Here is a 22,820-nt window from a genome sequence, read left to right on the forward strand (position 1 = left end):
CCAATGCGCTGCATACAAAGCGCTTCAAGTTCAGTAACGGTTAGGCAGTTTCCAACCTGAAGACGACGGGGCTTCTACTTGGATTTCTGGCCTGGCAGGCGTGACACGAGGCTCATCCCGATATCCATGCCCTCGAGCTGGAAATGCGGCCGCAGATAAAAGCGGGCGGAATAGTATCCCGGATTTTCCTCGTCCTCGAACACCTCGACCTTTGCGTCGGCGAGCGGCTTCTTCGCTTTCTGGGCGATGCTCGAGTTCTTTGGATCCCCGTCGACATATTGGGTGATCCATTTCTGCAGCCACTTCTGCAGCTCATCGCGCTCCTTCGTCTCGCCGATCTGGTCGCGGACCATGCATTTCAGGTAATGGCTGAAACGCGAGACCGCGAACATGTAGGGGATGCGCGAGGAAATGTTGTCTGATGCGGTGGCATCGACATTGTCGTACTTCTTGGGCCTGTAGAGCGATTGCGCGCCGATGAAGGCCGCCTTGTCCGAATTCTTGCGATGGATGAGCGGCAGGAGCCCGGATTTAGACAGCTCGGCCTCGCGTCGATCGCTGATGGCGATCTCGGTCGGGCACTTCAGATCGATATCGCCGTCGTCGGTCGGGAAGGTGTGGGTCGGCAGGTTTATGACCTCGCCACCCGACTGCACGCCGCGGATGCGCACCGTCCAGCCATATTCCTTGTAGGCCCGGTTGATGTTCGCCGCCATCGCATAGGCCGCGTTCATCCAGGCGTATTTCTCGCCCTTGTGGCCGTCCGTCTCTTCCTCGAAGTTGAAGTCCTCGACCGGAACCGTCTTGGCGCCGAACGGATCGCGCGCCAAGACGCGCGGCATGCACAGCGCCATGTAGCGGGAGTTTTCCGAATCGCGGAGCGACTTCCAGGCGGCGTAGTCGGGGGTCTCGAAAATCTTGCTCAAGTCGCGCGGATTGGACAGTTCGGTCCAGGTGTCCATGCCCATCAGCGCGGGCGCGGCGCCCGCGATGAACGGGCAATGCGCCGACGCGGCGATCTTGCCGAGATCGCGCAGCAGGCGCACGTCGACTGCCGACTGATCGAAATAATAATCGCCGACCAGGCAGCCGAACGGCTCGCCGCCGAGTTGGCCGAATTCGGCTTCGTAGATTTTCTTGAACAGCGGGCTCTGGTCCCATTTCGCGTCCGGATAGTTGCGAAGATCCCGGTAGAGCTCGTTCTTCGAGACGTTCATGATCTTGAGCTTCAAGGTCGCGTCGGTCTCGGAATTGTAGACGAGATAGCTCAAGCCCCGCCAAGCGCTTTCGATGCTCTGGAACTCCGGCGCGTGAATGATGGCGTTGATCTGGTCGGAGAGCTTTTCGTCGAGCCGGGCGATCATCTCTTCGATCGTATCGAGAACATCGTCCTTGATCAGGCTCGTGTCGGCCAGCGCCTGCTGGACCAACGTATTGATGGCGTTATCGACCTCGGTCGCCGCCCGCTCGCTGCGCGGCTTGAAACTCTGCTTCAACAGGGCCGAGAAGTCGTCGGCCTCCTGATAGGCTACCTCCGGGGTGGTGACTGTCTTTTCCTGTGAGATTTCGGTCGCCATTGTCGCACCTTGTCGCAATCCCCGGCTCAGCCGGATTAACGCTTTGCCGTTGCTACTGGATTTCGGTGTTGCCGGTCGTTTCCGCGGCTTCGCTCAAGGCGCTGGTAAGCGCTTCCTGACGCCGCTCCCTCACCGCGCGCATGAGTTCGGGGCTGGCGAGCAGTTCCCTGAGCTTCTCTTCGGCGGCAACTTTGCCGTCCATGTAGCGCTGCAGGTTGGAAAGCTGCTCGCGCGCCTCGAGCAGCGCGCGCACCGCCGGCACCTGCCGCCCTACGGCGGCGGGATCGAAATCTGCCATTTTCTGGAAAGTGAGCTTGAGGCTCATCTGTTCACCGCTATGCTCGCCTCCGAGCCGGTTCTCGACACGGAAGGACACCGCAGGCTTCACGCTCGCCATGTAGCTGTCGAAATTATCCATATCGACATTGGCGAATTTCCGCTCCGCCATCGGCGGTTTGGCGACCTCCGAGGCATTGCCCGACAAATCGGCCATGACGCCCATGATGAAGGGCAATTCGACCTGCTTCTCGGCCTCGTACGGATCCTGGTAGGAAATATGCACCCGCGGCGGACGGTTGCGCTTGATGAACTTCTGGCCACTGTCTGACGCCATAGCGAAAACTCCCCTTCCACACTTGCAGAAACTTGCGACGCGATATCGAACAATCAGAAGCGTCGGCTAGTGCACTGCAAACAAGATGTCATGTTGTCGGGCCGATCAGGTCCTTTAGTATCATATCAAAATTCCGATTAGTAAAGCCGTTAGCCTTCGCCAAAAGCATCGGAATCGGACTGGAGGGCTCGGCAGTCTTGAAGAACAACTCTACTTCCGCGATCAAGGCCATCGCTTCGCTGCGCGACTGCGCGACATAGACGCCGCCCGAAACCGGCGTTACACCTTGCGCCGGCTCAGATTTGGTCACAGTGTCTGTCAGGTTTTTCATGGCGGGCATTGCCAATTGAAAAGCAATTCCCGATTGAAACTTTATCACCGCCTTGGCCGCTGCTTCGGGCACCAGCGCCTCGATGGCGTAGACCAGCGGCTTGCCGACCAGCATTCGGGCCTGATGGACGAGGATCAGGGCGGGCGACGACGGCTCGCGGCTGGCGAAATAAGCTTCGACCGCCAGCAGCGCCGCGGTCGCGTCCGCGTGGGTGGCTATCGTCCCGGCATAGGCAGGATCGCGCGACGCCGCCGCAGCGGGCTGGGCGCCGTTGATCGTGGCATCCGCGCCGGACGCCTCGCCTTCGCCGGGCTCGTCGCTGCCGGAAGCGCCGAGTTGCAGGTCCGGGCGCGCTACCCCGAACAGCGCCACTGCCTTCGACAGGAAATCTGAAAGCTTGTCGAAGCTCGGCACATAATCGTAGCCGGCATTGGCGATGAAGGAGTTGCGGATCGAGGCGAGCGCCTGCTCCGTCCTGGTGATCGCCGCTATCGAGGCATCCGAAGCTTCGCGGTTTTCCTCGGCCGACAGCGCGCGGTAGATGTCGGAGAGGTCGACCGGCGTTTCGTCGGCGCGTTTTTGCGCCGCGCCGCTGGCGACCGCAAAATGGCGAAACGTCACCGGGCCCAGGCGCTTGTCGCGCACCAGCGGCAGATGCTGGAGGGGATGGATGATCTGCCACCAGTCGTCCAGTCCGCTGAGCACGTTCTGACGCAGCGTGAAATCGCCCTCGGACGATTTGGGGTGCACATCTTCCCAGAACCGCTCGACCAACCCCGCTATCGCCTGGATGCAGTCCGCAAAGCCGGGAAGATCGCCCGCAAAGCTCTGGAAGCGGGCCTCGATGCACAACAGCCTGATATCGCGCGAAGCCTCCAGCAGCGCGGCGATCTCCTCGACCTCCGCCTTCAGCTTAATTTCGCTGCGCTCGATCGGCTTGTCGGTATCGGCCTTATAGAAACGCTCCGGAACGCGGCTGGCGGCAGGCAGCACGTAATTCAAATATTTTTCGTCGCCGATCTCGTCGAGATCGGGCCCGCACGGTTCCTGCTCGGTTACGGGTTCCAGCAGCCGGTCGTAGCGCATAGGCCCTCCACGGTCTTTCGGATACGAAGGGCGATCCGGATGCGGCGGCGCAGGAAAGCCGGCCTGCCGGTCATTGCAGCTGGATGCGCATCTCGACCCGGCGGTTGACCCCGTCGAGGGGATCGCTGACGCGCGGGTTCTTTTCGCCCATGCCGACGGCCGAGACCTTTTCGTTGGAAACGCCGTTCCTGTAGAGAAAATCGGTTACTGCCTGCGCCCGCCGTTCGGACAGCTGGAGATTATAGGTTTCGGCGCCGGACGCATCGGTATGGCCCTCGACCACGAAGCGCGCGGACGACAATTGCCGATCGCTCAGCGCCTTGGCGAATTCGTTGAGGTTTTCCTGCGCCTTCGGCGTCAGGTCGGCCGAGTTCAGGTCGAAATTGATCAGCATGTCGAAACCCGACGGCTTCTCGCCCTCGCGGTCGCACTCCTGCGCGGTTCCGATACAGATGCCCCGTGCGGCGCCCAGTTCGGCCGATTTGACGAAGAACTCGACGATCTCCTTCGCCTTCACTTCCGAATCCGCTGCCGCTTGCGGAATTCCCATTAGCCCGGCGCTGCATACAACAGCCGCCAAATACCGCGAAAACATCGGATGACTCCCATTTCCACCAGAAGGAAGTTAAGGTGGACGATAAAATTACAAGCGTGTTATGTCAACCGGCAGTAATCTTTGCCGTTCTGCAAGGCAGGGGGTATTTCTGAATGCCAGTTTCTCTTCGGCAAGATACCCGGACCGCAAAACTCGAAACGCCGCTAGGAACGGACAAGCTTACTCTTGTAGGTTTTCGTTGCGTCGAGGGTCTTAACGAACCGTTCGAATTTGAAATAGACGCTATTAGCCGGGACAAGGACATCGATTTCAATGTAGCGATCGGCAGTCATTGCACCGTAACTTTCACATCCGTTGAACACGGCAAGCGTTATTTTGACGGAATGCTGGTCAAAACCCGCTGGACCGGGCGCAAGAAGGACACCCACAAATACCGCCTGACATTGCGGCCCTGGCTATGGCTGCTCTCGTTCCGCAAGAATTGCCTGATCTTCCACGAAAAAGACCGCCCCGCAGATCATACGCGAAATCTTCGACAAGCACGGCTTCGCGAAATTCAGCATCGAGGCGTCGCGCAACTACCCGGTGATGGAATACTGCGTGCAGTACCGCGAGTCGGACATGGCGTTCGTCTGCCGGCTGATGGAGCAGCACGGCATCAGCTACTATTTCGAGCATTCGGATGGGGAGCACAAACTCATCCTCGCCGATGAAATCCCCTCCTACAAGACGGTTCCGGGCGGCCGCCGCCGCTATGTCGAGAACGTCGAGGACCATCTGCGCGACAAGGAGATGTTCTACAGCTGGTCGGCGGAGCGGCGCTTCACGTCGGGCAAGGTCACGCTCAAGGAATTCGACTTCAAGAAGCCTTCGGCGGACCTGACCGCGGAAGAGACCGGAGACGCCGAATTCGAGAACGGCAAGCTCGAAGTCTACGACTACCCCGGCGAATATGTGGAGCGTTCCGACGGGAGCGACTACGCCCGCGCCTTCGTCAATTCCGAACGGGGCCCGGATGGCCATTTCCACGCCTCGGGCAATTGCGCGAGCTGCTTTCCGGGCGCGCTGGTGACGATCGAGGGCCATCCGATCGGCGAGCAGAACGTCGAGTACCTCATACTGAAGGCGATCCACGAATATTCCGACCAGACCTACCGGAGCGACGCTGCAGCCGGGGAGGGTGAGGCCTACCAGGGCGTTTTCGAGTTCATCAAGAGCGACAAGCCCTACGCTCCGCCCAGGGTAACCGCCAAGCCGTTCATACGCGGGCCACAGACCGCAAAGGTCGTCGGCGAGGGCGATATCGACGTCGATGAATATGGACGCATCCTCGTGCGGTTCCACTGGGACGGCAAGGATGACCAGTCCATGCGCTGCCGCGTCGCCCAGGTCTGGTCGGGACGGGAATGGGGCGGCATCTACATTCCGCGTGTCGACATGGAAGCGGTGGTGCAGTTCCTGGAGGGCGATCCGGACCAGCCGCTGGTCATCGGCACCGTCTACAACGACGAGAACATGCCGCCCTATCCGCTGCCGGACGAGCGCAACATCGCCGGGGTGAAGTCGCAGTCGACGCCATCGGGGGACGGCTACAATGAGTTCGTTTTCGACGATTCCGCCGGGCGCGAACTCATCCGCATGCATGCCGAGAAGGATCTCGAAGTGCTGGTCGAGAACGACGAGAAGCGGACCGTCAAGCACGACCGGGAGACGACGATCGGCAACAACGACACGCTCGACGTTACGAACGTGCTCAAAATCGACGCCGGCGTGAAGATCGAGATGACGGTCGGCGCCAGCAAGATCACCATGACCCCGTCCAAGATCACCATCGAGGCGCTGTCGATCGAGGTATCGGCGCAAAGCTACAAGACTTCGGCCCTGACGTCCGAGCACAGCGCGGCCGCGCTGATGGACATCAAGGGAGCCATCGTCAAGATCAATACGTGACGGCCGCTTAGCCTGAACGAAGAGTGGGGGTCGGCTCAGCACCATGTCGCAGAGGCTTCGTTTCAGCACGGCGCGAGAGGTGTTCGAAGCGTTTCCGGCCGCTGTCGAGGACATGGTGGCGACGCCGACCGACCGTCCCTCGCTCGAATTCCTGGCCGGGCTGGTGGCCGGCCCGACGCCCGAGGACGCGATTACCTTCTGCGCCTACCTCCTGCCGCGGCGAGAGGCGGTGTGGTGGGGTTTTCAATGCCTCAATCACAGGCCGGAACTGCTCACCGCGGAAGATCGCGTTATGCTGGCAGTTGCCGAAGCCTGGGTGCGCCGGCCGGAAGAGGAGCAGCGCAATGCGGCGCTCGAAAGCGGGTTGGCCTCGCCGACCAAGACGCCTGGGGCATGGATTGCGCTGGCCGCGGGCTGGAGCGGTGGAAGCATGCTTGCCGCGGATGAAGCCGCCATTGCGCCGCCGCCATACCTGACCCCGAAGGCCGTGAACGCCGGCGTGCTGAGCGCGCTCGCGAGGGTCGAGCGCAATGCGCGCGCCTCGACGCTGCGTCTCTTTGCCGACATGGGCGGCCAACTCGCGGCCCGGACCTGAGCGAGCCGGACAGGTCGTGCCACGGCCGGCGACCGGAACCGGCGCAGGGCCGATTGCTTGCAATATATTCGCACCGGCAGCTAAACTGTCGCGATGAAAAGGCAATCGGGGACTGCCCGGCGCGACCGGCGGTCCAGTGACGGATCCTGATGACGATCAGACTGCAGATCGACAATCTCGACGCGCTGCCCGATGGCGGGCCGCTCTTCTATGAGGCGCAGGAGCGCGGCTTCGAGATCGGCCGCGAGCACCGCGACTGGACCTTGCCGGATCCGAACATGTTCATTTCCGGCAGGCATTGCGAGGTCCGCTTCGAAAAGGGCGGTTACTGGCTGTACGACTTTTCCCGCAACGGCACATTCGTCAACGGCTCGCGCCAGCGCGTCAGCAGCCCCTACCGGCTGAACAGCGGCGACCGCCTGACCATCGGCCACTATACAGTTTCGGTCGCCATCGAGGCCGGCGCTGCCGTTGCGCCGGACGAAGCCGGCGCAACGCCGTTCGCATCTCCGGTCTCGGACGACATCTGGGAAACCGGCGCGCCTTCGCCGCCCCCGATCAGCCGCCGCGACCTGATGGCGCCGCAGGCGCGCGGCCGCCGCAGCGCCGACTTTTCCGAGCAGTATCTCGAACTGCCGCCGATCCGGCAGGACGACGGATTTGCAGACCGGCAGCCCGCGCCGCGCGTTCCCACGCCGGGCGGCGACCCGTTTGCAAAGGCGGAGCACGCCTCGCCCTTCGGCGAGCCGCCGCCTCGGCCCGTTCAGCCGGTTCCGGAACCGGCGCCCGCGTTGTCGCACGGCAATTCTCCCTTCCCGTTCGAGGGCGAATCCTTCGCTCGCCCGCCCTACGCCGCGCCGCCGACGCCCGCCGCCCCGCGTACGCCGGAGCCTCCGGCGATGCCATCGGCGCAAGGGGGCAGCGCGGAATCCATCCTGCGCAGCATCGCGGTCGGCGCCGGCATCTCGCCCGACATACTGCTGCAGCGCGACCCGTCCGATGTCGCGGCCGAAATCGGCGTGGTGCTGCGCACCGTGGTGGAGGAACTGGCCCTGCTCCTGAAGGCGCGCGCGGCGGCCAAGGTGCTGGCCAAGAGCGCCAACCGCACGATGATCAGCGCCGTCGACAACAATCCGCTAAAATTCGTGCCGCGGCCGGAAGAGGTTCTGGAAATCATGTTCGCCCGGCGCAGGGCGGGTTATCTCGACGCCAAGCACAGCATCGACGAGGCCTTCCGCGACCTGAAGACGCACGAATTCGCGACCTATGCCGCCATGCAGAAGGCGCTGGGCCGCCTCCTCGAGGACCTGTCGCCCGAGGCCATAGACAAGAAGGTGTCGGGCTCCGCCTTCGCCTCGCGCAAGAGCCGGGCCTGGGACACGTTCGTGGCGACCTGGGACGCCAAGGAGAAGCCGCACGAAAACGGCATGCTCGACGTGTTCCTCGCCTATTTCAGCGACGCGTATGCCAAGGCGTCGAAGCCGAAATAACGCTCACGCTACAGGCGCCGTCCCGTCGTGGAGCCGGCCGTCGCGCAGATTGTATTCGTGGAATCCGCCTGCTTCTCCCTCTTCGACCAGGAAGGACGACACGCCCTTGAACCAGGCCGACAGTTCCTCCGGCGTGCAGGTCGGCAGATATGTCCGGAAGACGCGCGGATCGTAGAAGCGGAACTGGACGACCATGCCATCAGGCAGTTTCGCGACGAGAAAGCGCCTCAGGTGCCGGCGCAATTGCGCGAGCGGCAGCGTGGACCGGCACAGTATCCCCCATGCCCGGCCGCGCCCAATGTCTCGCCACGTATGGAAGAGTTGCTCCTGCGCCCGCAGGTTGACCAGATAGGGCGACGCCCGATCGAGCGGCTCGCCGATTTTGCCGGCGAACAGGCAGGCATGTTCAGCCGCCTGCATGACCATCGGGTAAAGACGTTCGTCGCGCGCGGCATCGACGACCGCATAGAGAGTTTCGGCTGGCGCGGACTGGCTCATCCGGCGCAGCGCTCGCAGAACGGAACGCCATCCTTGGCGGCCTCGACCAGCGCGGTTGCCTGCTCCTTCAGGGCAGGCAGGCCCGGAGCGCTCGCCAGCAGGTCGGAAGCGGAGCCGCCGGCTCCCTCACCCGCACCGGCGCCCATATAGGGCGAGCCGCCGCCGGATTCGCCGATCAGGACCGTCGGCAATCCGGTGACGATGGCGCCGCCATGGGCTGTCTTGTCGCCGATGCGCGCCGCCGGCATCCCGCAGATCAGCACCGTCCACGCGCCCGTGATGATGACATCGGGAGGCCCGACGCAAACGCAGAGGTCGCTGACCCTGGCCGCGGGCAGGCCGCCGATAAGCACCGTCGGCGCACAGGGCGGCAGGATCGGGCCGCCGACATGCGGAATGGGCACCACCGCCGGCGTCATCATCGGACAGGCGTGCATGTCGGTGACACGGGCGGCAGGCGGCATCGATGCGCACCGTTGCTTGAGGACCGGCAGTCAATATACGTTGCAGTCGCCGCACCGTGCAACCGGTGGAACAAACCGGCTTCCCAGGTTCGAGATCCGAGAAGGCCAGATAAAGCCTTCACAGCCGCCCTGGGTCCGCGAGAACATCGCGAAGTTGGTCACGCAGGACTACGACGATATTCTTTCTGGCATACCGCGGAACCTCGTTTTCCACATGGTGGACGGCAATAACGCGACGGCCCGCTATTTAACCGCCCCAGCCTCCGCCATTGCCGCCCCCTCCAGGCTCACGAGGAACTATGATGGGCGGGGGCGCAGGAGGGAGCATTGGCTCTACGTCAACATTAGGCTCGACCACACGCCGGGTCTGTACGCGCTTCGGTGCGGGCCTGACGACCCTCGGCGGCGGAGGCGCCGGCCGGACGACGACTCTCTGTTGAGGCGCGATCAGCGGTATCGGTTGGAGGTCGGATTGCGGCGCGCATCCCATGAGCACCGCGAAGGCGCCGGACAGTATCGTTCCGACGATTGCCTGTTTGCTTGTCCTGCGCACCATTGCCTCCATTGTCATCAAAACACGTCCCGCCGCGGGTTGGCTTCTTCCCATACCCGTCTGGCGGCGGCGACCAGTTGCGCGTCCAGCGAACCGGACGCGGGAATTTCCGATTTGAGTTCCTGGCGAAGCTGCTTCAGCGCCGCTTTTTTCGGCTTGTCGCCGAAATTCGCGAGGTTGGCCTCGGCCTCCGGCAGCTTGTCGCGGAAATCCAGCGCGGCTGCGAATGCAAGGAAGCGCACGGCGGTTACTTGTTCGGCCTTGTCGCCCCGCTCCATTTCCATGACTGCGCGATCGAATGCCGCAAACGAGTCGCCCCGCATCGCACCCATCTCCAGCAGCCTCTGCGTTTCCGTCAGGTCGCGCTTCACCCCCACGCCGTCCCGATACATCCGCGCCAGATTGGCCGGCGCGAAGGGCTGGCCGAGCTCGATGGCCTTCTGGAAAAGCGCCAGCGCCGTTTCCGGATCTTTCTCGACGCCCTCTCCAGACAGATAATTCCGGCCGAGCAGGTTCATCGAATACATGTCCTGCCGTTCGACGCCCGCCTTCAGAAATGCGACGGCGCGCGCCTGGTCGGCGGGCACGCCGTTGCGGCCTTCCGTGAAGATCGCGCCGAGATCGTTCATGGCATAGGTATGTCCCATCGCCGCGGCCTGAAGCATAAGATCCAGCCCTTTCCCGGTATCGCGCTCAACGCCGTTGCCGTGGAACAAGGCCCGGCCCCAAGTGGTCATTCCGTAGGGGTCGCCCTTGTCGGACGCCTGCGAGTAGAAGGCGTTGGCCTGCTTGCGATCGACAGCCGTTCCTGTCCCGGTCGAGTGCATGTAACCGAGCTGAAACAGCGCGCGCACATGTCCCTTGTCGGCGGCCTCCTGGAAGGCCGTCATGGCCTGGTCGACATTGCCCGTCGCAAGGAGCGCACGCCCAAGCTGATAACGGAAGCGGGGCACGTCCGGATATGCCTTCACCGCGGCCTCGCAGGCTTCCACCGCGTCGGCGCCGACGATTTCGTTGGGAAGCAGGCCGGGGACGACGCCTTGGAGATCGAGGGGCTCTCCGGCAGCCGAGTCACACGGATCGACGGTCGGCGACAGCGTCATCCTGGCCGGTTTGGAAGTTTCGTTGTCCGCCCGGATTTCGAAGGCGACTTCGACCGCGTCGCCGGCCCCGATCTGCGGTTCATAGCGCAACAAGTCGACTTCATTGGCCATCAGGCTCGATTCGGGCGACAGGGTTCGATCGGGCAGCGAGAGGGTTCCCGTGGCGGGGTAGCTCGACACTTTCAGGCTGACCTCGGGGTCATCGGCCGGGACATCCACGCCGAGCGCAACCGGGCCTACGCCGACCGGAACGGCTATTTCGCGGCTTTCGATGGCTTCGGCGGCGCCGGTGATGTGAACTCCACGCTCGAGGGTCCGCTGCTCCTCTTTGGCTTCGAGGGCCGCCATGACCTGCTCGCCCTCGGCTCCTTCGCCGCTTTTGACCCGAAATACCAGAATGCCCTTGGCTTCACCGCCCCAACTGTCGCGGGCGGAATAGGCCAGCATGTCCACCTCCTCACGCGAGATGGCGTCCTCGGGGACTTCCATTTGCAAACGGGGCAGGTCTCTACCCTGGATCAGTTCTCCAGCCGCGAGTACCTCGCCGTCCAGCATCAGGCGGCCGAGCGCCGGGAGTCTCTCGATGCTGACGGTGATGGTTCCGCCGTCGACCTCGACCGGTTCGGGAAGGCCCAAATTGATCGGCCCGGCTCCGGCCAACACCACCTTCTCAAGCACCGGCGGCAGCGAGGGGCGGTTGCCGCGCCGCACGAGAACGACTTCGTCAATCAGCGACGAATTCTCCCAGGGAACCTGCAGGCCCTTCGTAGCCTCGACCACGTCGCGCCGGACGGCAGCCATGACACTGCGGATTTCCTGGTTCGGAGCCAATGCGCGCCGGGAAAAGGCGAACGAGAAGGGGCTGAGTTCGCCGGCGCCATCGAAGGCAACGGCCCCGGGTTCGGTGGCAAAGGCAATCAGCGTGTTCAGCGAGCTTTTTACTTGCGCAAGGCCCGTATTGCCGGCGGTCAAGAGCTGGTCCCTGAGCCAGTAATCCTTGCGAGGGAAAGGACTGTTGCGGCAGGCATCGAGGATGATCACCTGGATCTTCGACTTCGAACGCATCTGCTGCAGCACGTCGTTCAGCTTGATCGCCTGAACCTCCACGTCCGCCGCGTCCTTCAACGAAGCGTCCACCGGGATCAGGAAGTTCTCGCCGCCGATCTGGAAGCCGTGGCCGGAATAGTAGACGACAGCCACCTCGGCGCCATCCACGGCCGCCAGATAGTTGCGGAACTGCTCTTCGAACTCGAGTTTCGTGAGATCGTTCGCTACGAACACTTCAAAGCCGGCCGCCCGAAACGTCTCGGACACGTCCGCGGCATCCTTGGCCGGGTTCTTGAGCGCCGAGATCTCCTGGTAATTGGAATTGCCGATTACGAACGCGACCCTGCGTTCAACGGCAAAAGCTTCGAAGGTCGTCAAGCCTGCGAGGATGAAGGCTGCAACGAATCCGAAACGCGGGAACATGGCAAATCCCCTCAACAGCTGTTGCAAGCGAAAGCAAGAACACAGCTTGTGGTATCAAGTCCTGGTTGAAAACATGCGGCAGGCCGTAACAAGGAAAATAAAGAAAAGCCATCACGGCAGCGGGCATATTTCTCACCCGGTCAAGTCTTAAGGTACATCAGAGGCGAAGTATGCGCAATGATTGTCGAAAGCTTTGCTAGGCCGTGGACGCGCGGGTCGGGGTCTTACCCCGGCCAAGCGTACGACAACGCCTGATCCAAAGCCCCTCGATTGAGCGCTAGGTCATCCGCCGACGATGGAACAGGGAATTCCGGAAAATCGGAACATCCGGCCGCAGCCCAACCCGAAGCTCATGGCTCCAGTTCGACATCCCAGTAGAGATAATCCATCCAGCTTTCGTGCAGGTAATTCGGCGGGAAGCGCTTGCCGTTATTATGCAGGTCGTGGACGGTCGGGTGGTAGGGCTTCTGCAACGGCCACATCTTGGCTTGCGCCGGCATCAGCCCGCCCTTGCGCAGATTGCAGGGCGAGCAGGCCGCGACAACGTTCTCCCAGGTGGTCGCGCCGCCGCTGTGGCGCGGGATGACATGGTCGAAGGTCAGATCTTCGGAGGTGCCGCAATACTGGCACTGGAAACGGTCGCGCAGGAACACGTTGAACCGGGTGAACGCAGGGTGGCGCGACGGCTTGACGTAGTTCTTGAGGCTGACGACGCTGGGCAGCTTCATCGAGAACGACACCGAGGAGACCGAGCGGTCGTACTCGGCGACGATGTTGACCCGGTCGAGAAAGACAGCCTTGATCGCGTCCTGCCAGCCCCAGAGCGACAGGGGGTAATAGCTGAGCGGACGATAATCCGCGTTCAGCACCAGCGCTGGAAGCCCATCCGGAGACACGGCGACCGTCACTTTGATTCACCTCCATGGTTGCGAACCGTTCGGCGGCGATACTGTAAGCCGGAGATGACAACGATGTGAAGCGGCTTCACAGTCACACAAGACTGCAAAAAGTCAGAAAATAGCGGCTTTTTCATGAGTTTGCACGGGCGGAGCGCCGTCACGGCCCCGCGTTTCGCGATAATAGGCCCAGAAAAGCCGTGCCGCGACGCCCCGCCAAGGGGCCCATGATTCGGCCAGAATGGCCAGCGCCTTTTCGCCCGGACGCGGCTCCAGGCCCAGTGCATGGCCGACCGCGCTTTGCAACGCGACGTCGCGCGCCGGGAAGATATCGGGGTGTCCCGCCGAAAACAGCAGGTACACTTCCGCCGTCCACGGACCGATGCCCGGCACCGCCACCATCCGCCGGATCGCTTCGCCGGCGTCCAGGCCGCAGAGGTGGTGCAGGTCGAGCCCGTCGCGCACGGCTTGCGAGATGGCAAGCAGCGCGCGCTGCTTGGGCCGCGACAGGCCCACCTCGCGGAACATGTCCTCGCCGGCGGCAAGGATCGCCTCCGGCGTCAGCGGATCGACCAGCCTTGTCAGCCGCCCGAAGATCGCATCGGCGCTGGCGCGCGAGACCTGCTGCGACACGACGATCGAAGCGAGGCTGGCGAAGCCGGGCTCCGCAAGGCGCAGCGGAACCTCGCCGGCGACCGCGCGCACCGCGCCGAGGCGCGAATCGGCGGCGCAGAGCGCATCCAGCCCGTCCGAAACATCCCCGAGCGTTGAAATGCGGCGCATCGCGTCCCTTGTTCCTGATCCGCCGGCAAAGTAGCAATCGGTTGAAGTCGCGCAACCCGGTTTACGCATTCCGATGAACACTCCTGTCTTTCGCTTTGCGCCGAGCCCGAATGGCGAATTGCATCTCGGCCATGCTTATTCGGCGCTGCTCAACGCGAAGCTGGCCCGGCAGACCGGCGGGCGCTTGCTGCTGCGCATCGAGGACATCGATCTGGCGCGCTGCACGCCCGAGTTCGAGGCGGGCATATATCGCGATCTCGAATGGCTCGGTATCGAGTGGGAACGACCGGTGCGGCGCCAGTCGGAGCATTTCGGCGATTATGAGACGGCCCTGAAAAGACTGATCGCCGAAGAACTGGTTTACCCGGCCTTCATGAGCCGCGGCGAGATCCGCGCATCGATCGCCGATGCCGAGGGGCGCGGCCGGCTCTGGCCCCGCGACCCCGACGGCGTGCCGCTCTATCCGGCCTTCGACAAGGCGCTTTCGCGCCGCGAGCGCGAACGCAGGATGGCCGGCGCACCGTTCGCCTGGCGGCTGGACATGGAAGCGGCGAAATCCCGCGTGGGCGGAGCGCTGTCGTGGACCGAGTTTTCAAGCGAGGAACTGGCCGCAGCGGAACAGATCGATGCGCGCCCAGAGCAATGGGGCGACGTGGTCGTCGCCAGGAAGGAAATTCCGACGAGCTATCACCTCGCGGTGGTGATCGACGACGCGCTTCAGGACATAAGCCACGTCGTGCGCGGCCGCGATCTTTATGCGGCCACCGGCGTCCAGCGCCTGCTTCAGGAACTTCTGGGCCTGCCTGCGCCACGCTATTTCCATCATCGCCTGATCCTCGGACCCGATGGCCGCAAGCTTTCGAAAAGCCTCGGCGACAGCGGGATCGCGGCGTTGCGGGAGAGCGGCGCAAGCGCCGCGGATGTGCGCGGGAAGGTCGGCCTCTAGGCTAGAAGCGGGCGAACACGCCCTTGACGCCGGCGAGCACGGCTATGACGGCGAATGCGCCACCCAGTCCCGTCGCCACGGCCAGCGTCAGGTTGCGGAAATCGATGCCATAAGTGTTGGCGACAAGGATGGCGGTGAAAAATCCGGCCGTGAACAGCACCATGTTGCCGATCGGCCCGAACCCGTCCTCCTGCATGATGGCGTGGAGAGCCGACCCGAAAAACAGCGCCATGACGATGACGCCCGCCACGCCCATCATCAACCATGAGGGCTCAAGATTCCAAAGCATGCCCGGTCCTCTCAAAGTCCCCGACAGCGATCGTCCCTCGAACCCCCCGGTTCAATATATTAGAAGATATGCATCAATCGTTTCGCTTTGCTTGCCGGAATATTTCGCATTAGAGCTTTCGCCGCTCTCTTCCCTCGATCGGCCGGCTCTTCATGACAATTCCCAAACGGCTGGTTCCGGCCACCTTCGTCGTGCTCTGGGCGACCGGCTTCATCGGCGCCCGCTACGCCATGCCCTGGGCAGAGCCGTTCACCTTCCTGGCCGCGCGCTTCGTGCTGGCGTTCGCCGTCCTGGGCGCGATGATGCTGCTGCTCCGCTCCCGCAGGGCCGGGCCGCGTGAGGCGCTGCACGCCATTGCCGCGGGCGCGCTGATGCACGGCGTCTATCTCGGCGGCGTATTCTGGGCAATCCGCCAGGGCCTGCCCGCCGGCCTGTCGGCGCTGATCGTCGGCCTGCAGCCCTTGATCACGGCTGTCCTCGCCGGCAGGCTGCTCGGCGAAGAGATCCTGCCGCGCCATTGGGCTGGCTTGGCGGCGGGTTTCGCCGGCGTGGTGATCGTACTGTCGCCGAAGCTCGGCGCGATGAGCGGCGGCGTTACGTGGCCAATGCTCGCCGCCTCGTTCGTCGCCGTCGCCGGCATGAGCGCCGGCACAATCTGGCAAAAACGCTTCGGGACCGGCGGCGACATGATAACCGGAACCTTCTGGCAGTATGTCGGCGCGGCCGCCATCATGGTCCTTTGCTCGCTGGCGTTCGAGACGCAGACCTTCACTCTTACCGGCGAACTGGTCTTCGCCATGGCCTGGCTGGTGCTGGTGCTGTCGATCGGCGCGATTTTCCTGTTGATGGCGATGATCCGCGAGGGCGAGATGTCGAAAGTCTCATCGCTGTTCTACCTCGTGCCGGCCGTCACCGCCGTGATCGCCTGGGTGCTGTTCGGCGAGGATTTGTCGCTCGTGCAGATATTCGGCACGGCAATGGCGACGTTGGGCGTCGGCCTCGCAACCGCGCGAAAGCCAGTGAACAAATCTGGACCGCCGGCAGAATAAATCTAGCCGCCGACGCGGGCGCGCGCTTCCAGATAGCGGCTGATGGAGGCGTTGAGTTCGCCGCCCAGGATGAAGATCAGCGAGACGATGTAGAGAAAGACGACGGCGACCATGATCGAGGCAAGGCCCGCATAGGTGGTCACGTAGGACGAAAAGCGGTCAAGATAGGCCGCGAAGATGGTCGAGCCGATGAGCCAGGCGACGAGCGTGAAGATGATGCCGGGCACGATCTGCGTGAGGCGGCGCTTGCCGGCCGGCAGCCAGTAATGGACGGCGAACAGCCCCAGCACGATGACGGCGGAGGCGATGATGTAACGCCAAAGCGTGATGGTTCCCATATAGGGCTCGATCCAGTCGAAATTGGCGACCGCCAGGCGGGCCAGCAGCGGCGCAAACACCAAGAGCACGCTGATCGCCAGGAAGCCCGCGGTGGCGATGAGCACGAAAACCAGGCTCTGCACGCGACGGAAAATGAATGATCGCGTCTCGGTGACCCGGTAGGCCCGGTTGAGCGAAGTACGCAGCGCCTCGATGCCGTTGGACGCAAAAAAGGCGGCAAGCAGCACGCCGTAGGTCAGGAGGTCTGTGCGCTGGACGGTCAGCACATTGATGACTTCGCGCGAGATCGGCGCCGCGATCTGTTCGGGCCATGTGTCGAAGACGAGGTGGACGGCCGTGTCCGCAAACGCCTGCGCGCCGAGAAAGCTGGCGAGCGTGGTGGCGAAGATCAGGAACGGAAACAACGCCATCAGCGCGGTGATCGCAAGATGGCTGGCCATTGACCAGCCGTCATCATCGTTGAAGTGTCCGAGCGCATCCGAAAGCACGCGCCGAATGGCTACGATCTTCCGCATTGCGCCTCCATGTCGTAGCACCGTCGATTGTTTCCCGACCGCGAATATGGGAAGGGATTGCGGCGATTGGCAACCCGTGGCGGAACTGCGGATGAAAGAGTTGCGCACGATCATCGTCACCGGCGCGTCTTCCGGCATCGGAGCCCACTGCGCCCGCGCGCTGCGGGACGATGGCTGGCGGGTTTTCGCCACGGCGCGCAAGCCCGAGGATATCGCCGCGCTTGAATCCGATGGCATCGAGACGTTCTACCTCGACTATCGCGAGCCGGACTCGATCGCGGCCCTCGTGGCGGCCGTTCTCGAACGGACCGGCGGCAGGCTCGACGCCCTCTACAACAATGGCGCCCATTCGCAGCCCGGCGCGGTGGAGGATCTGCCGGTGGATGCGCTGCGCGAGCAGTTCGAAGCGAACCTGTTCGGCTGGCACGACCTGACCCGGCGCGTCGTGCCGGTGATGCGCGCACAGGGCCACGGCCGCATCGTCCATTGCTCGTCGATCCTGGGACTGACGCCGGTCAAATGGCGCGGAGCCTACGTGGCATCCAAGCATGCGCTGGAAGGCCTGATGCTTTGCCTGCGCGCGGAACTGCAGGGCTCCGGCATCCATGTGTCGCTGATCGAGCCGGGCCCGGTCGAGATCGAAGATAGCGGCAAACGCGCTCGCCTGGTTCGAGAAGCACATCGATTGCGAGCATTCCGTGCACCGCGACGCTTACGAAAAACAGCTTGCGCGGCTGAGGGCCGGTGGTTCGAAATCGAGGCTGAAGCTCAAGCCCGACGCGGTCTATGCGGTATTGCGCCACGCCCTGCTGTCGCCGCGGCCGAGGCCGCATTATGTTGTCACGCTGCCCGCCAGGATCGGCGTGATTCTGAAACGCGTCCTGCCTGCCTCCCTGTTCTATCGCGTGCTCGCTTCACAGGCCTGACCGCGCTCAAAACGACTGGATCCTGATGGAAACGATCTTCAATATTCTCGCCCTGCTGGTCATGGTCGCCGTGGTCATCGTGCTGATCCGCGGGCTGGTGAACATGATGCGCGGCGGTTCGGGCATCACGTCCAACAAACTGATGCAGGCGCGCGTTTTCCTGCAGTTCATCGCCCTGGTCCTGATCCTGATCGCCGCCTGGTTCGCCGGACGCATGTAGAGGCAGTCGCTAACTCGATGGTAAAGCTCAACAAGATCTACACCCGCACGGGCGATGGCGGCACGACGGGCCTCGGAACAGGCGCGCGGCGGCTGAAATCGGACGTCCGGATCGACGCCTACGGCACGGTCGACGAAGCCAATGCCTGCATCGGAATGGCGCGCGTCCACACCGCCGGCGCCCATCCCGAAATCGACGCGATGCTGGCCCGCATCCAGCACGATCTCTTCGACCTTGGCGCCGATTTGTGCGTGCCCGACGAAGGCAAGGCGCTCGGGTACGAACCCCTGCGCATCGTTGCCTCGCAGGTCGCCCGCGTGGAGGCGGAGATTGACCTCCTGAACAAGGACCTGCAGCCGCTGCGTTCCTTCGTGCTCTCCGGCGGCTCGCCCGCCGCAGCCGCCCTGCATCTCGCCCGCACTGTGGCGCGGCGCGCCGAGCGCATCATGGTCGCGCTGGCTCAGGATCCGCAGGAGCACGTCAACCCGGAAGGCATCAAATACATCAACCGCGTCTCGGATTTTCTGTTCGTGGCCGCGCGCGTGGTCAATGACAATGGAAATGCCGATGTGCTATGGGTTCCGGGCAAGAACCGCTGAGATATCCTTCGGAAATTCCATTTCTGGTGGGCATTGATACGACTATACCGCTGAGGGGCGGCAACAACGCATGTTTATTCCGCTCCACGACGCCAACAGCCTGAAATACATCAAGCTGCAATATGTGACGTTCGGCCTGATCGGTGTGAACGTGCTGGTGTTCCTGGTCACCGGCCTGGGATCGGAAGAGTTCACCGGCGCCGCGGTCTATGGCCTCGGTTATATTCCTTCGGTGGCATTCGACACGGTCGAGCTTTCGCCCGAACTGGTCATCGTTCCCGAGGACCTGACCTACGTCACCTATGCCTTCCTGCATGGTGACTTCTTCCATCTGGCGGGCAACATGCTGTTCCTCTGGGTGTTCGGCGACAATGTCGAGGACGCCCTCGGACATTTCCGCTTTCTGGTGTTCTACCTGCTTTGCGCCATCGGCGGCGCGGTAGTGCACGGCCTGATCGCGCCGGATTCCCAGATACCCCTGATCGGCGCTTCGGGAGCAATCGCCGGCATCGTCGCCGCCTATCTCATCCTGCACCCGCGCGTAAAGGTATGGATCCTCGCCTTCGGCCGAATTCCGCTGCGCATACCGGCCTACCTCACGCTCGGCCTCTGGGTCGCCTTTCAGTTCTTCATGCTGGCGGCGGGCGGCGAGGACCAGATTTCGTGGGCCTGCCATGCCGGCGGCATTGTCACCGGCGCGGTGCTCGTCCTTATCCTGCGCCGCCGCGACGTGCCGCTGCTGGACAAGGAAGTCGTCACGCCCCGCGCGGTCGAGGTCGAACAGCCGAGCGCGGTGCACCCGGTCGAAACCCAGCCAGCGCCGCGCTGGGGAAGGCAATGATTCAAACGATTTGGGCCATCGGCGGATATTGACGCACCGATCGACGCTGACTAGGGTCCGCGCGCTTGCGGCAGCCGGCAAGCGCGCATGCCCAGTTTCCGTATTTCGCCCTTTATGTCGTCAATCGACAAACGGACCGAGCCTCGCTCTGCTAGTGAACGCTCCAAATTTTTCATCAGAGAGGTGAGAAGCACATGAAAGTTCTCGTCCCGGTCAAACGGGTTGTCGATTTCAACGTGAAAATCCGGGTCAAATCGGACGGTTCGGGAGTCGAGCTGGCCAATGTGAAGATGTCGATGAACCCGTTCGACGAAATCGCGGTCGAGGAGGCGATCCGGCTCAAGGAAGCCGGCAAGGCCGACGAGATCGTCGTCGTTTCGATCGGGCCCCAGCAGGCGCAGGAGACGCTGCGCACCGCGCTGGCGATGGGCGCCGACCGCGCCATCCTGGTCAAGACCGACGGTGAGACCGAACCGCTCGGCGTCGCCAAGGTGCTGAAGGGCGTGGTCGAGGCGGAGCAGCCCGGCCTCGTCATCCTCGGCAAACAGGCGATCGATGACGACGCCAACCAGACCGGCCAGATGCTGTCGGCGCTGCTCGGCTGGAGCCAGGGCACCTTCGCCTCCAAGATAGAGATCGACGGCGACAAGGCCCGCGTGACGCGCGAGGTCGACGGCGGCCTGCAGACCGTTGAGCTGAAGATGCCGGCGATCGTGACCACGGACTTGCGGCTCAACCAGCCGCGCTACGCCTCGCTGCCCAACATCATGAAGGCCAAGAAGAAGCCGCTCGACGAGAAGACGCCTGCCGATTTCGGCGCCGACATCACGCCGCGCCTCACCGTCTTGAAGACCGAGGAGCCGGGCGGCCGCAAGGCCGGCGTCAAGGTCAAGACCGTCGCCGAACTGGTGGACAAGCTGAAAAACGAAGCCGGGGTACTGTAACGGATTCAGACGAGGCCGGTCTGCAAACGCCGGTCTTCTCCGCTTCCGGTGCTCACGTACTGAAGTACGCTCCGCTCCGGTTCTCGAATCCCAACGTTTTCGACTCGGCCTGACCTGAATCCCGGAGCGGGCTCGAAAGTAAGGAAAAACAAATGGCTATTCTCCTGATTGCCGAACACGACAATGCCAGCCTTTCGGAACAGACCGCGAAGGCGATGAGCGCTGCCCTCAAAATCGGCTCGGACGTGCATATCCTGGTCGCCGGCAAGGGCGCCAAGGCGGCCGCCGACGCCGCCGCGAAGCTCCAGGGCGCGACAAAGGTGCTGCTGGCCGAGGCGGACGAACTCGAACAGCGCCTCGCCGAGCCGCTTGCCGCGCTCGTCGTCTCGCTCGCCGCCAACTACGATACGATCATCGCGCCGGCGACCTCGTCGGGCAAGAACGTCGCGCCGCGCATTGCCGCCTTGCTCGATGTCGCCCAGATCTCGGAGATCATCGAGGTGATCGCCCCCGATACGTTCAAGCGTCCGATCTATGCTGGCAACGCCATCCAGACGGTGAAGTCGGGCGAGGCGAAGAAGGTGATCACTGTCCGCACCGCTTCCTTCCAGGCTGCCGGCGAAGGCGGCTCGGCTCCGGTCGAAACGGTCGCCGCTGCGGCCAATCCAAGCCTCTCGACCTTCATCGAAAACAAGCTCTCGGGCACCGACCGTCCCGAACTGACCTCGGCGAAAATCATCATTTCGGGCGGCCGCGCGCTGGGCTCCTCGGAGAAGTTCAAGGAGGTCATCCTGCCCGTCGCCGACAAGTTGGGCGCGGCGGTCGGCGCCTCCCGCGCCGCAGTCGACGCCGGCTACGCGCCGAACGACTGGCAGGTCGGCCAGACCGGCAAGGTCGTGGCTCCCGATCTCTACATCGCCTGCGGCATCTCCGGCGCGATCCAGCACCTCGCCGGCATGAAGGATTCGAAGGTCATCGTCGCCATCAACAAGGACGAGGAGGCGCCGATCTTCCAGGTCGCCGATTACGGCATCGTCGGCGATCTCTTCGTTATCCTGCCGGAACTTGAAAAGGCGCTCTGAGCACTTTTTGAGCAGTTATCAAGCCCCGTCCCGAGACGATCGGGACGGGGCTTTTCATTGTGCGCCCCGGCCGACCGGACGATAACGCGGCCGATCTTTGACGCCTGTCCGAAAGTCTGCAAACTTTTCGGGATCGTGCTCTAGACGAAACCCACCCAGTCCTTCTAGTTTGCACTGCACAAAAAACGGGCGGCAAGCCTTTTTGACGGGACCAGTGTCATGACCAGCAACATCGAGACGATCGGCATCATCGGCGCGGGCCAGATGGGCAGCGGTATCGCGCATGTGGCCGCACTCGCGGGCTACAAGGTTTCGCTGTTCGACATTTCCGGTGAGAACATCGAAAAGGGCATCGCCACGATCAGCGGCAACATGGCGCGGCAGGTCGGCGCCGGAAAGCTAGACGACAAATTGCGCCAGCAGGCGATGGCGCGCATCTCGGCAGCCCCTTCCATGTCGGATCTGGCGGGCGCGGATCTCGTCATCGAGGCTGCGACCGAGGACGAAACCGTCAAGCGCAAGATCTACAGCCAGCTCTGCCCGCAGCTCAATCCCGAGGCGATCCTCGCCACCAACACCTCTTCCATCTCGATCACGCGGCTGGCCTCGGCGACCGACCGGCCCGAGCGCTTCATCGGCATCCACTTCATGAACCCGGTTCCGGTGATGAAGCTGGTCGAACTGGTGCGCGGCATCGCCACCGAGAACTCGACCTTCGAGACCGCCAAGGACTTCGTCCACCGCCTCGACAAGACCATAACCGTGTCGGAGGATTTTCCGGCCTTCATCGTCAACCGCATCCTGCTGCCGATGATCAACGAGGCCATATACACGCTCTACGAGGGCGTCGGCTCGGTCGAGGCGATCGACACGGCCATGAAGCTCGGCGCCAACCATCCGATGGGTCCGCTGCAACTCGCCGATTTCATCGGCCTCGACACCTGCCTGTCTATCATGCAGGTGCTGCATGACGGATTGTCGGATTCCAAATACCGGCCCTGCCCGCTTTTGGTGAAATATGTCGAGGCCGGCTGGCTCGGACGCAAGACGGGCCGCGGCTTCTACGACTATCGCGGCGAGCATCCGGTTCCGACACGGTGAAATC

The 22,820-nt window shown here is 63.0% G+C and carries 22 protein-coding genes and 2 pseudogenes; 13 read left to right on the forward strand and 11 right to left on the reverse strand.

Annotated features, from left to right (window positions below):
* Positions 1-74: 74 nt before the first annotated feature.
* The 4 genes from tssC to ACG873_RS20610 all read right to left on the reverse strand — a co-directional run bounded on the left by tssC (position 75) and on the right by ACG873_RS20610 (position 4,157).
* A complete protein-coding gene (tssC, locus tag ACG873_RS20595; RefSeq protein ID WP_394887177.1) occupies positions 75-1,577 on the reverse strand; it encodes a type VI secretion system contractile sheath large subunit in 1,503 nt (500 codons plus the stop codon).
* A 52-nt stretch (positions 1,578-1,629) separates the two neighbouring features.
* Positions 1,630-2,190 (reverse strand): type VI secretion system contractile sheath small subunit, encoded by a 561-nt coding sequence (tssB, locus tag ACG873_RS20600; protein WP_394887179.1) that lies wholly within the window; start codon positions 2,188-2,190, stop codon positions 1,630-1,632.
* An 88-nt stretch (positions 2,191-2,278) separates the two neighbouring features.
* The gene (locus ACG873_RS20605; RefSeq protein WP_394887181.1) at positions 2,279-3,607 is read right to left on the reverse strand and encodes an ImpA family type VI secretion system protein; all 1,329 of its coding nucleotides are present in this window, start codon (positions 3,605-3,607) and stop codon (positions 2,279-2,281) included.
* A 70-nt stretch (positions 3,608-3,677) separates the two neighbouring features.
* The gene (locus ACG873_RS20610; protein ID WP_394887183.1) at positions 3,678-4,157 is read right to left on the reverse strand and encodes an OmpA family protein; all 480 of its coding nucleotides are present in this window, start codon (positions 4,155-4,157) and stop codon (positions 3,678-3,680) included.
* A 158-nt stretch (positions 4,158-4,315) separates the two neighbouring features.
* On the opposite strand from ACG873_RS20610, the pseudogene ACG873_RS20615 reads away from it, so the two are divergent.
* The 4 genes and pseudogenes from ACG873_RS20615 to tagH all read left to right on the forward strand — a co-directional run.
* Positions 4,316-4,600 (forward strand): annotated as a pseudogene (locus tag ACG873_RS20615) (contractile injection system protein, VgrG/Pvc8 family); the annotation flags it as partial.
* 91 nt (positions 4,601-4,691) lie between these two features.
* On the forward strand, positions 4,692-6,113 hold the full coding sequence (locus tag ACG873_RS20620) for a type VI secretion system Vgr family protein (RefSeq protein ID WP_394893621.1): 1,422 nt from the start codon (positions 4,692-4,694) through the stop codon (positions 6,111-6,113).
* A 43-nt stretch (positions 6,114-6,156) separates the two neighbouring features.
* On the forward strand, positions 6,157-6,708 hold the full coding sequence (locus tag ACG873_RS20625; RefSeq protein WP_394887185.1) for a DUF6931 family protein: 552 nt from the start codon (positions 6,157-6,159) through the stop codon (positions 6,706-6,708).
* Positions 6,709-6,857: 149 nt separating this feature from the next.
* Positions 6,858-8,198 (forward strand): type VI secretion system-associated FHA domain protein TagH, encoded by a 1,341-nt coding sequence (tagH, locus tag ACG873_RS20630; protein ID WP_394887187.1) that lies wholly within the window; start codon positions 6,858-6,860, stop codon positions 8,196-8,198.
* A gap of 3 nt (positions 8,199-8,201) precedes the next feature.
* Here tagH and ACG873_RS20635 read toward each other — a convergent pair whose 3' ends face one another.
* The 5 genes from ACG873_RS20635 to ACG873_RS20655 all read right to left on the reverse strand — a co-directional run bounded on the left by ACG873_RS20635 (position 8,202) and on the right by ACG873_RS20655 (position 13,965).
* Complete coding sequence (locus ACG873_RS20635; protein WP_394887189.1) at positions 8,202-8,696, reverse strand: DUF4123 domain-containing protein; 495 nt, start codon at positions 8,694-8,696, stop codon at positions 8,202-8,204.
* The gene (locus ACG873_RS20640) at positions 8,693-9,160 is read right to left on the reverse strand and encodes a PAAR domain-containing protein (RefSeq protein WP_394887191.1); all 468 of its coding nucleotides are present in this window, start codon (positions 9,158-9,160) and stop codon (positions 8,693-8,695) included. Before ACG873_RS20640 ends, ACG873_RS20635 begins: the two co-directional genes overlap by 4 nt.
* 570 nt (positions 9,161-9,730) lie before the next feature.
* On the reverse strand, positions 9,731-12,286 hold the full coding sequence (locus ACG873_RS20645; protein WP_394887193.1) for a caspase family protein: 2,556 nt from the start codon (positions 12,284-12,286) through the stop codon (positions 9,731-9,733).
* 350 nt (positions 12,287-12,636) lie between these two features.
* The gene (locus tag ACG873_RS20650) at positions 12,637-13,194 is read right to left on the reverse strand and encodes an HNH endonuclease (RefSeq protein ID WP_165027444.1); all 558 of its coding nucleotides are present in this window, start codon (positions 13,192-13,194) and stop codon (positions 12,637-12,639) included.
* Between the two features lie 102 nt (positions 13,195-13,296).
* A complete protein-coding gene (locus ACG873_RS20655; RefSeq protein WP_394887195.1) occupies positions 13,297-13,965 on the reverse strand; it encodes a DNA-3-methyladenine glycosylase family protein in 669 nt (222 codons plus the stop codon).
* A gap of 73 nt (positions 13,966-14,038) precedes the next feature.
* Between ACG873_RS20655 and gluQRS the strand changes: the two genes are divergently transcribed.
* Positions 14,039-14,911 (forward strand): tRNA glutamyl-Q(34) synthetase GluQRS, encoded by an 873-nt coding sequence (gene gluQRS, locus ACG873_RS20660; protein WP_394887197.1) that lies wholly within the window; start codon positions 14,039-14,041, stop codon positions 14,909-14,911.
* A 1-nt stretch (position 14,912) separates the two neighbouring features.
* Here gluQRS and ACG873_RS20665 read toward each other — a convergent pair whose 3' ends face one another.
* Positions 14,913-15,200 carry a hypothetical protein gene (locus ACG873_RS20665; protein ID WP_394887199.1) on the reverse strand — a complete coding sequence of 96 codons (288 nt, stop codon included), beginning with the start codon at positions 15,198-15,200 and terminating at the stop codon, positions 14,913-14,915.
* Between the two features lie 152 nt (positions 15,201-15,352).
* Between ACG873_RS20665 and ACG873_RS20670 the strand changes: the two genes are divergently transcribed.
* Positions 15,353-16,249, forward strand: coding sequence for a DMT family transporter (locus tag ACG873_RS20670; RefSeq protein ID WP_394887201.1), 897 nt, complete (start codon positions 15,353-15,355; stop codon positions 16,247-16,249).
* 2 nt (positions 16,250-16,251) lie between these two features.
* On the opposite strand, the gene ACG873_RS20675 is transcribed toward ACG873_RS20670, so the two are convergent.
* On the reverse strand, positions 16,252-17,103 hold the full coding sequence (locus ACG873_RS20675) for a YihY/virulence factor BrkB family protein (protein WP_394887203.1): 852 nt from the start codon (positions 17,101-17,103) through the stop codon (positions 16,252-16,254).
* Positions 17,104-17,194: 91 nt separating this feature from the next.
* On the opposite strand from ACG873_RS20675, the pseudogene ACG873_RS20680 reads away from it, so the two are divergent.
* The 7 genes and pseudogenes from ACG873_RS20680 to ACG873_RS20710 all read left to right on the forward strand — a co-directional run bounded on the left by ACG873_RS20680 (position 17,195) and on the right by ACG873_RS20710 (position 22,816).
* Positions 17,195-18,029: pseudogene (locus ACG873_RS20680) on the forward strand (SDR family oxidoreductase).
* A gap of 25 nt (positions 18,030-18,054) precedes the next feature.
* On the forward strand, positions 18,055-18,249 hold the full coding sequence (locus ACG873_RS20685) for a twin transmembrane helix small protein (RefSeq protein WP_394887205.1): 195 nt from the start codon (positions 18,055-18,057) through the stop codon (positions 18,247-18,249).
* A gap of 17 nt (positions 18,250-18,266) precedes the next feature.
* On the forward strand, positions 18,267-18,848 hold the full coding sequence (locus tag ACG873_RS20690; RefSeq protein WP_394887206.1) for a cob(I)yrinic acid a,c-diamide adenosyltransferase: 582 nt from the start codon (positions 18,267-18,269) through the stop codon (positions 18,846-18,848).
* A gap of 70 nt (positions 18,849-18,918) precedes the next feature.
* On the forward strand, positions 18,919-19,689 hold the full coding sequence (locus ACG873_RS20695) for a rhomboid family intramembrane serine protease (protein ID WP_394887208.1): 771 nt from the start codon (positions 18,919-18,921) through the stop codon (positions 19,687-19,689).
* A 194-nt stretch (positions 19,690-19,883) separates the two neighbouring features.
* Positions 19,884-20,633 carry an electron transfer flavoprotein subunit beta/FixA family protein gene (locus tag ACG873_RS20700; RefSeq protein ID WP_394887209.1) on the forward strand — a complete coding sequence of 250 codons (750 nt, stop codon included), beginning with the start codon at positions 19,884-19,886 and terminating at the stop codon, positions 20,631-20,633.
* Positions 20,634-20,785: 152 nt separating this feature from the next.
* Positions 20,786-21,715 carry an electron transfer flavoprotein subunit alpha/FixB family protein gene (locus tag ACG873_RS20705; protein ID WP_394887210.1) on the forward strand — a complete coding sequence of 310 codons (930 nt, stop codon included), beginning with the start codon at positions 20,786-20,788 and terminating at the stop codon, positions 21,713-21,715.
* Positions 21,716-21,934: 219 nt separating this feature from the next.
* The gene (locus tag ACG873_RS20710; protein ID WP_394887212.1) at positions 21,935-22,816 is read left to right on the forward strand and encodes a 3-hydroxybutyryl-CoA dehydrogenase; all 882 of its coding nucleotides are present in this window, start codon (positions 21,935-21,937) and stop codon (positions 22,814-22,816) included.
* Positions 22,817-22,820 lie beyond the last annotated feature (4 nt).

Source organism: Allomesorhizobium aridi, assembly GCF_043769475.1.
Lineage (GTDB): Bacteria > Pseudomonadota > Alphaproteobacteria > Rhizobiales > Rhizobiaceae > Allomesorhizobium.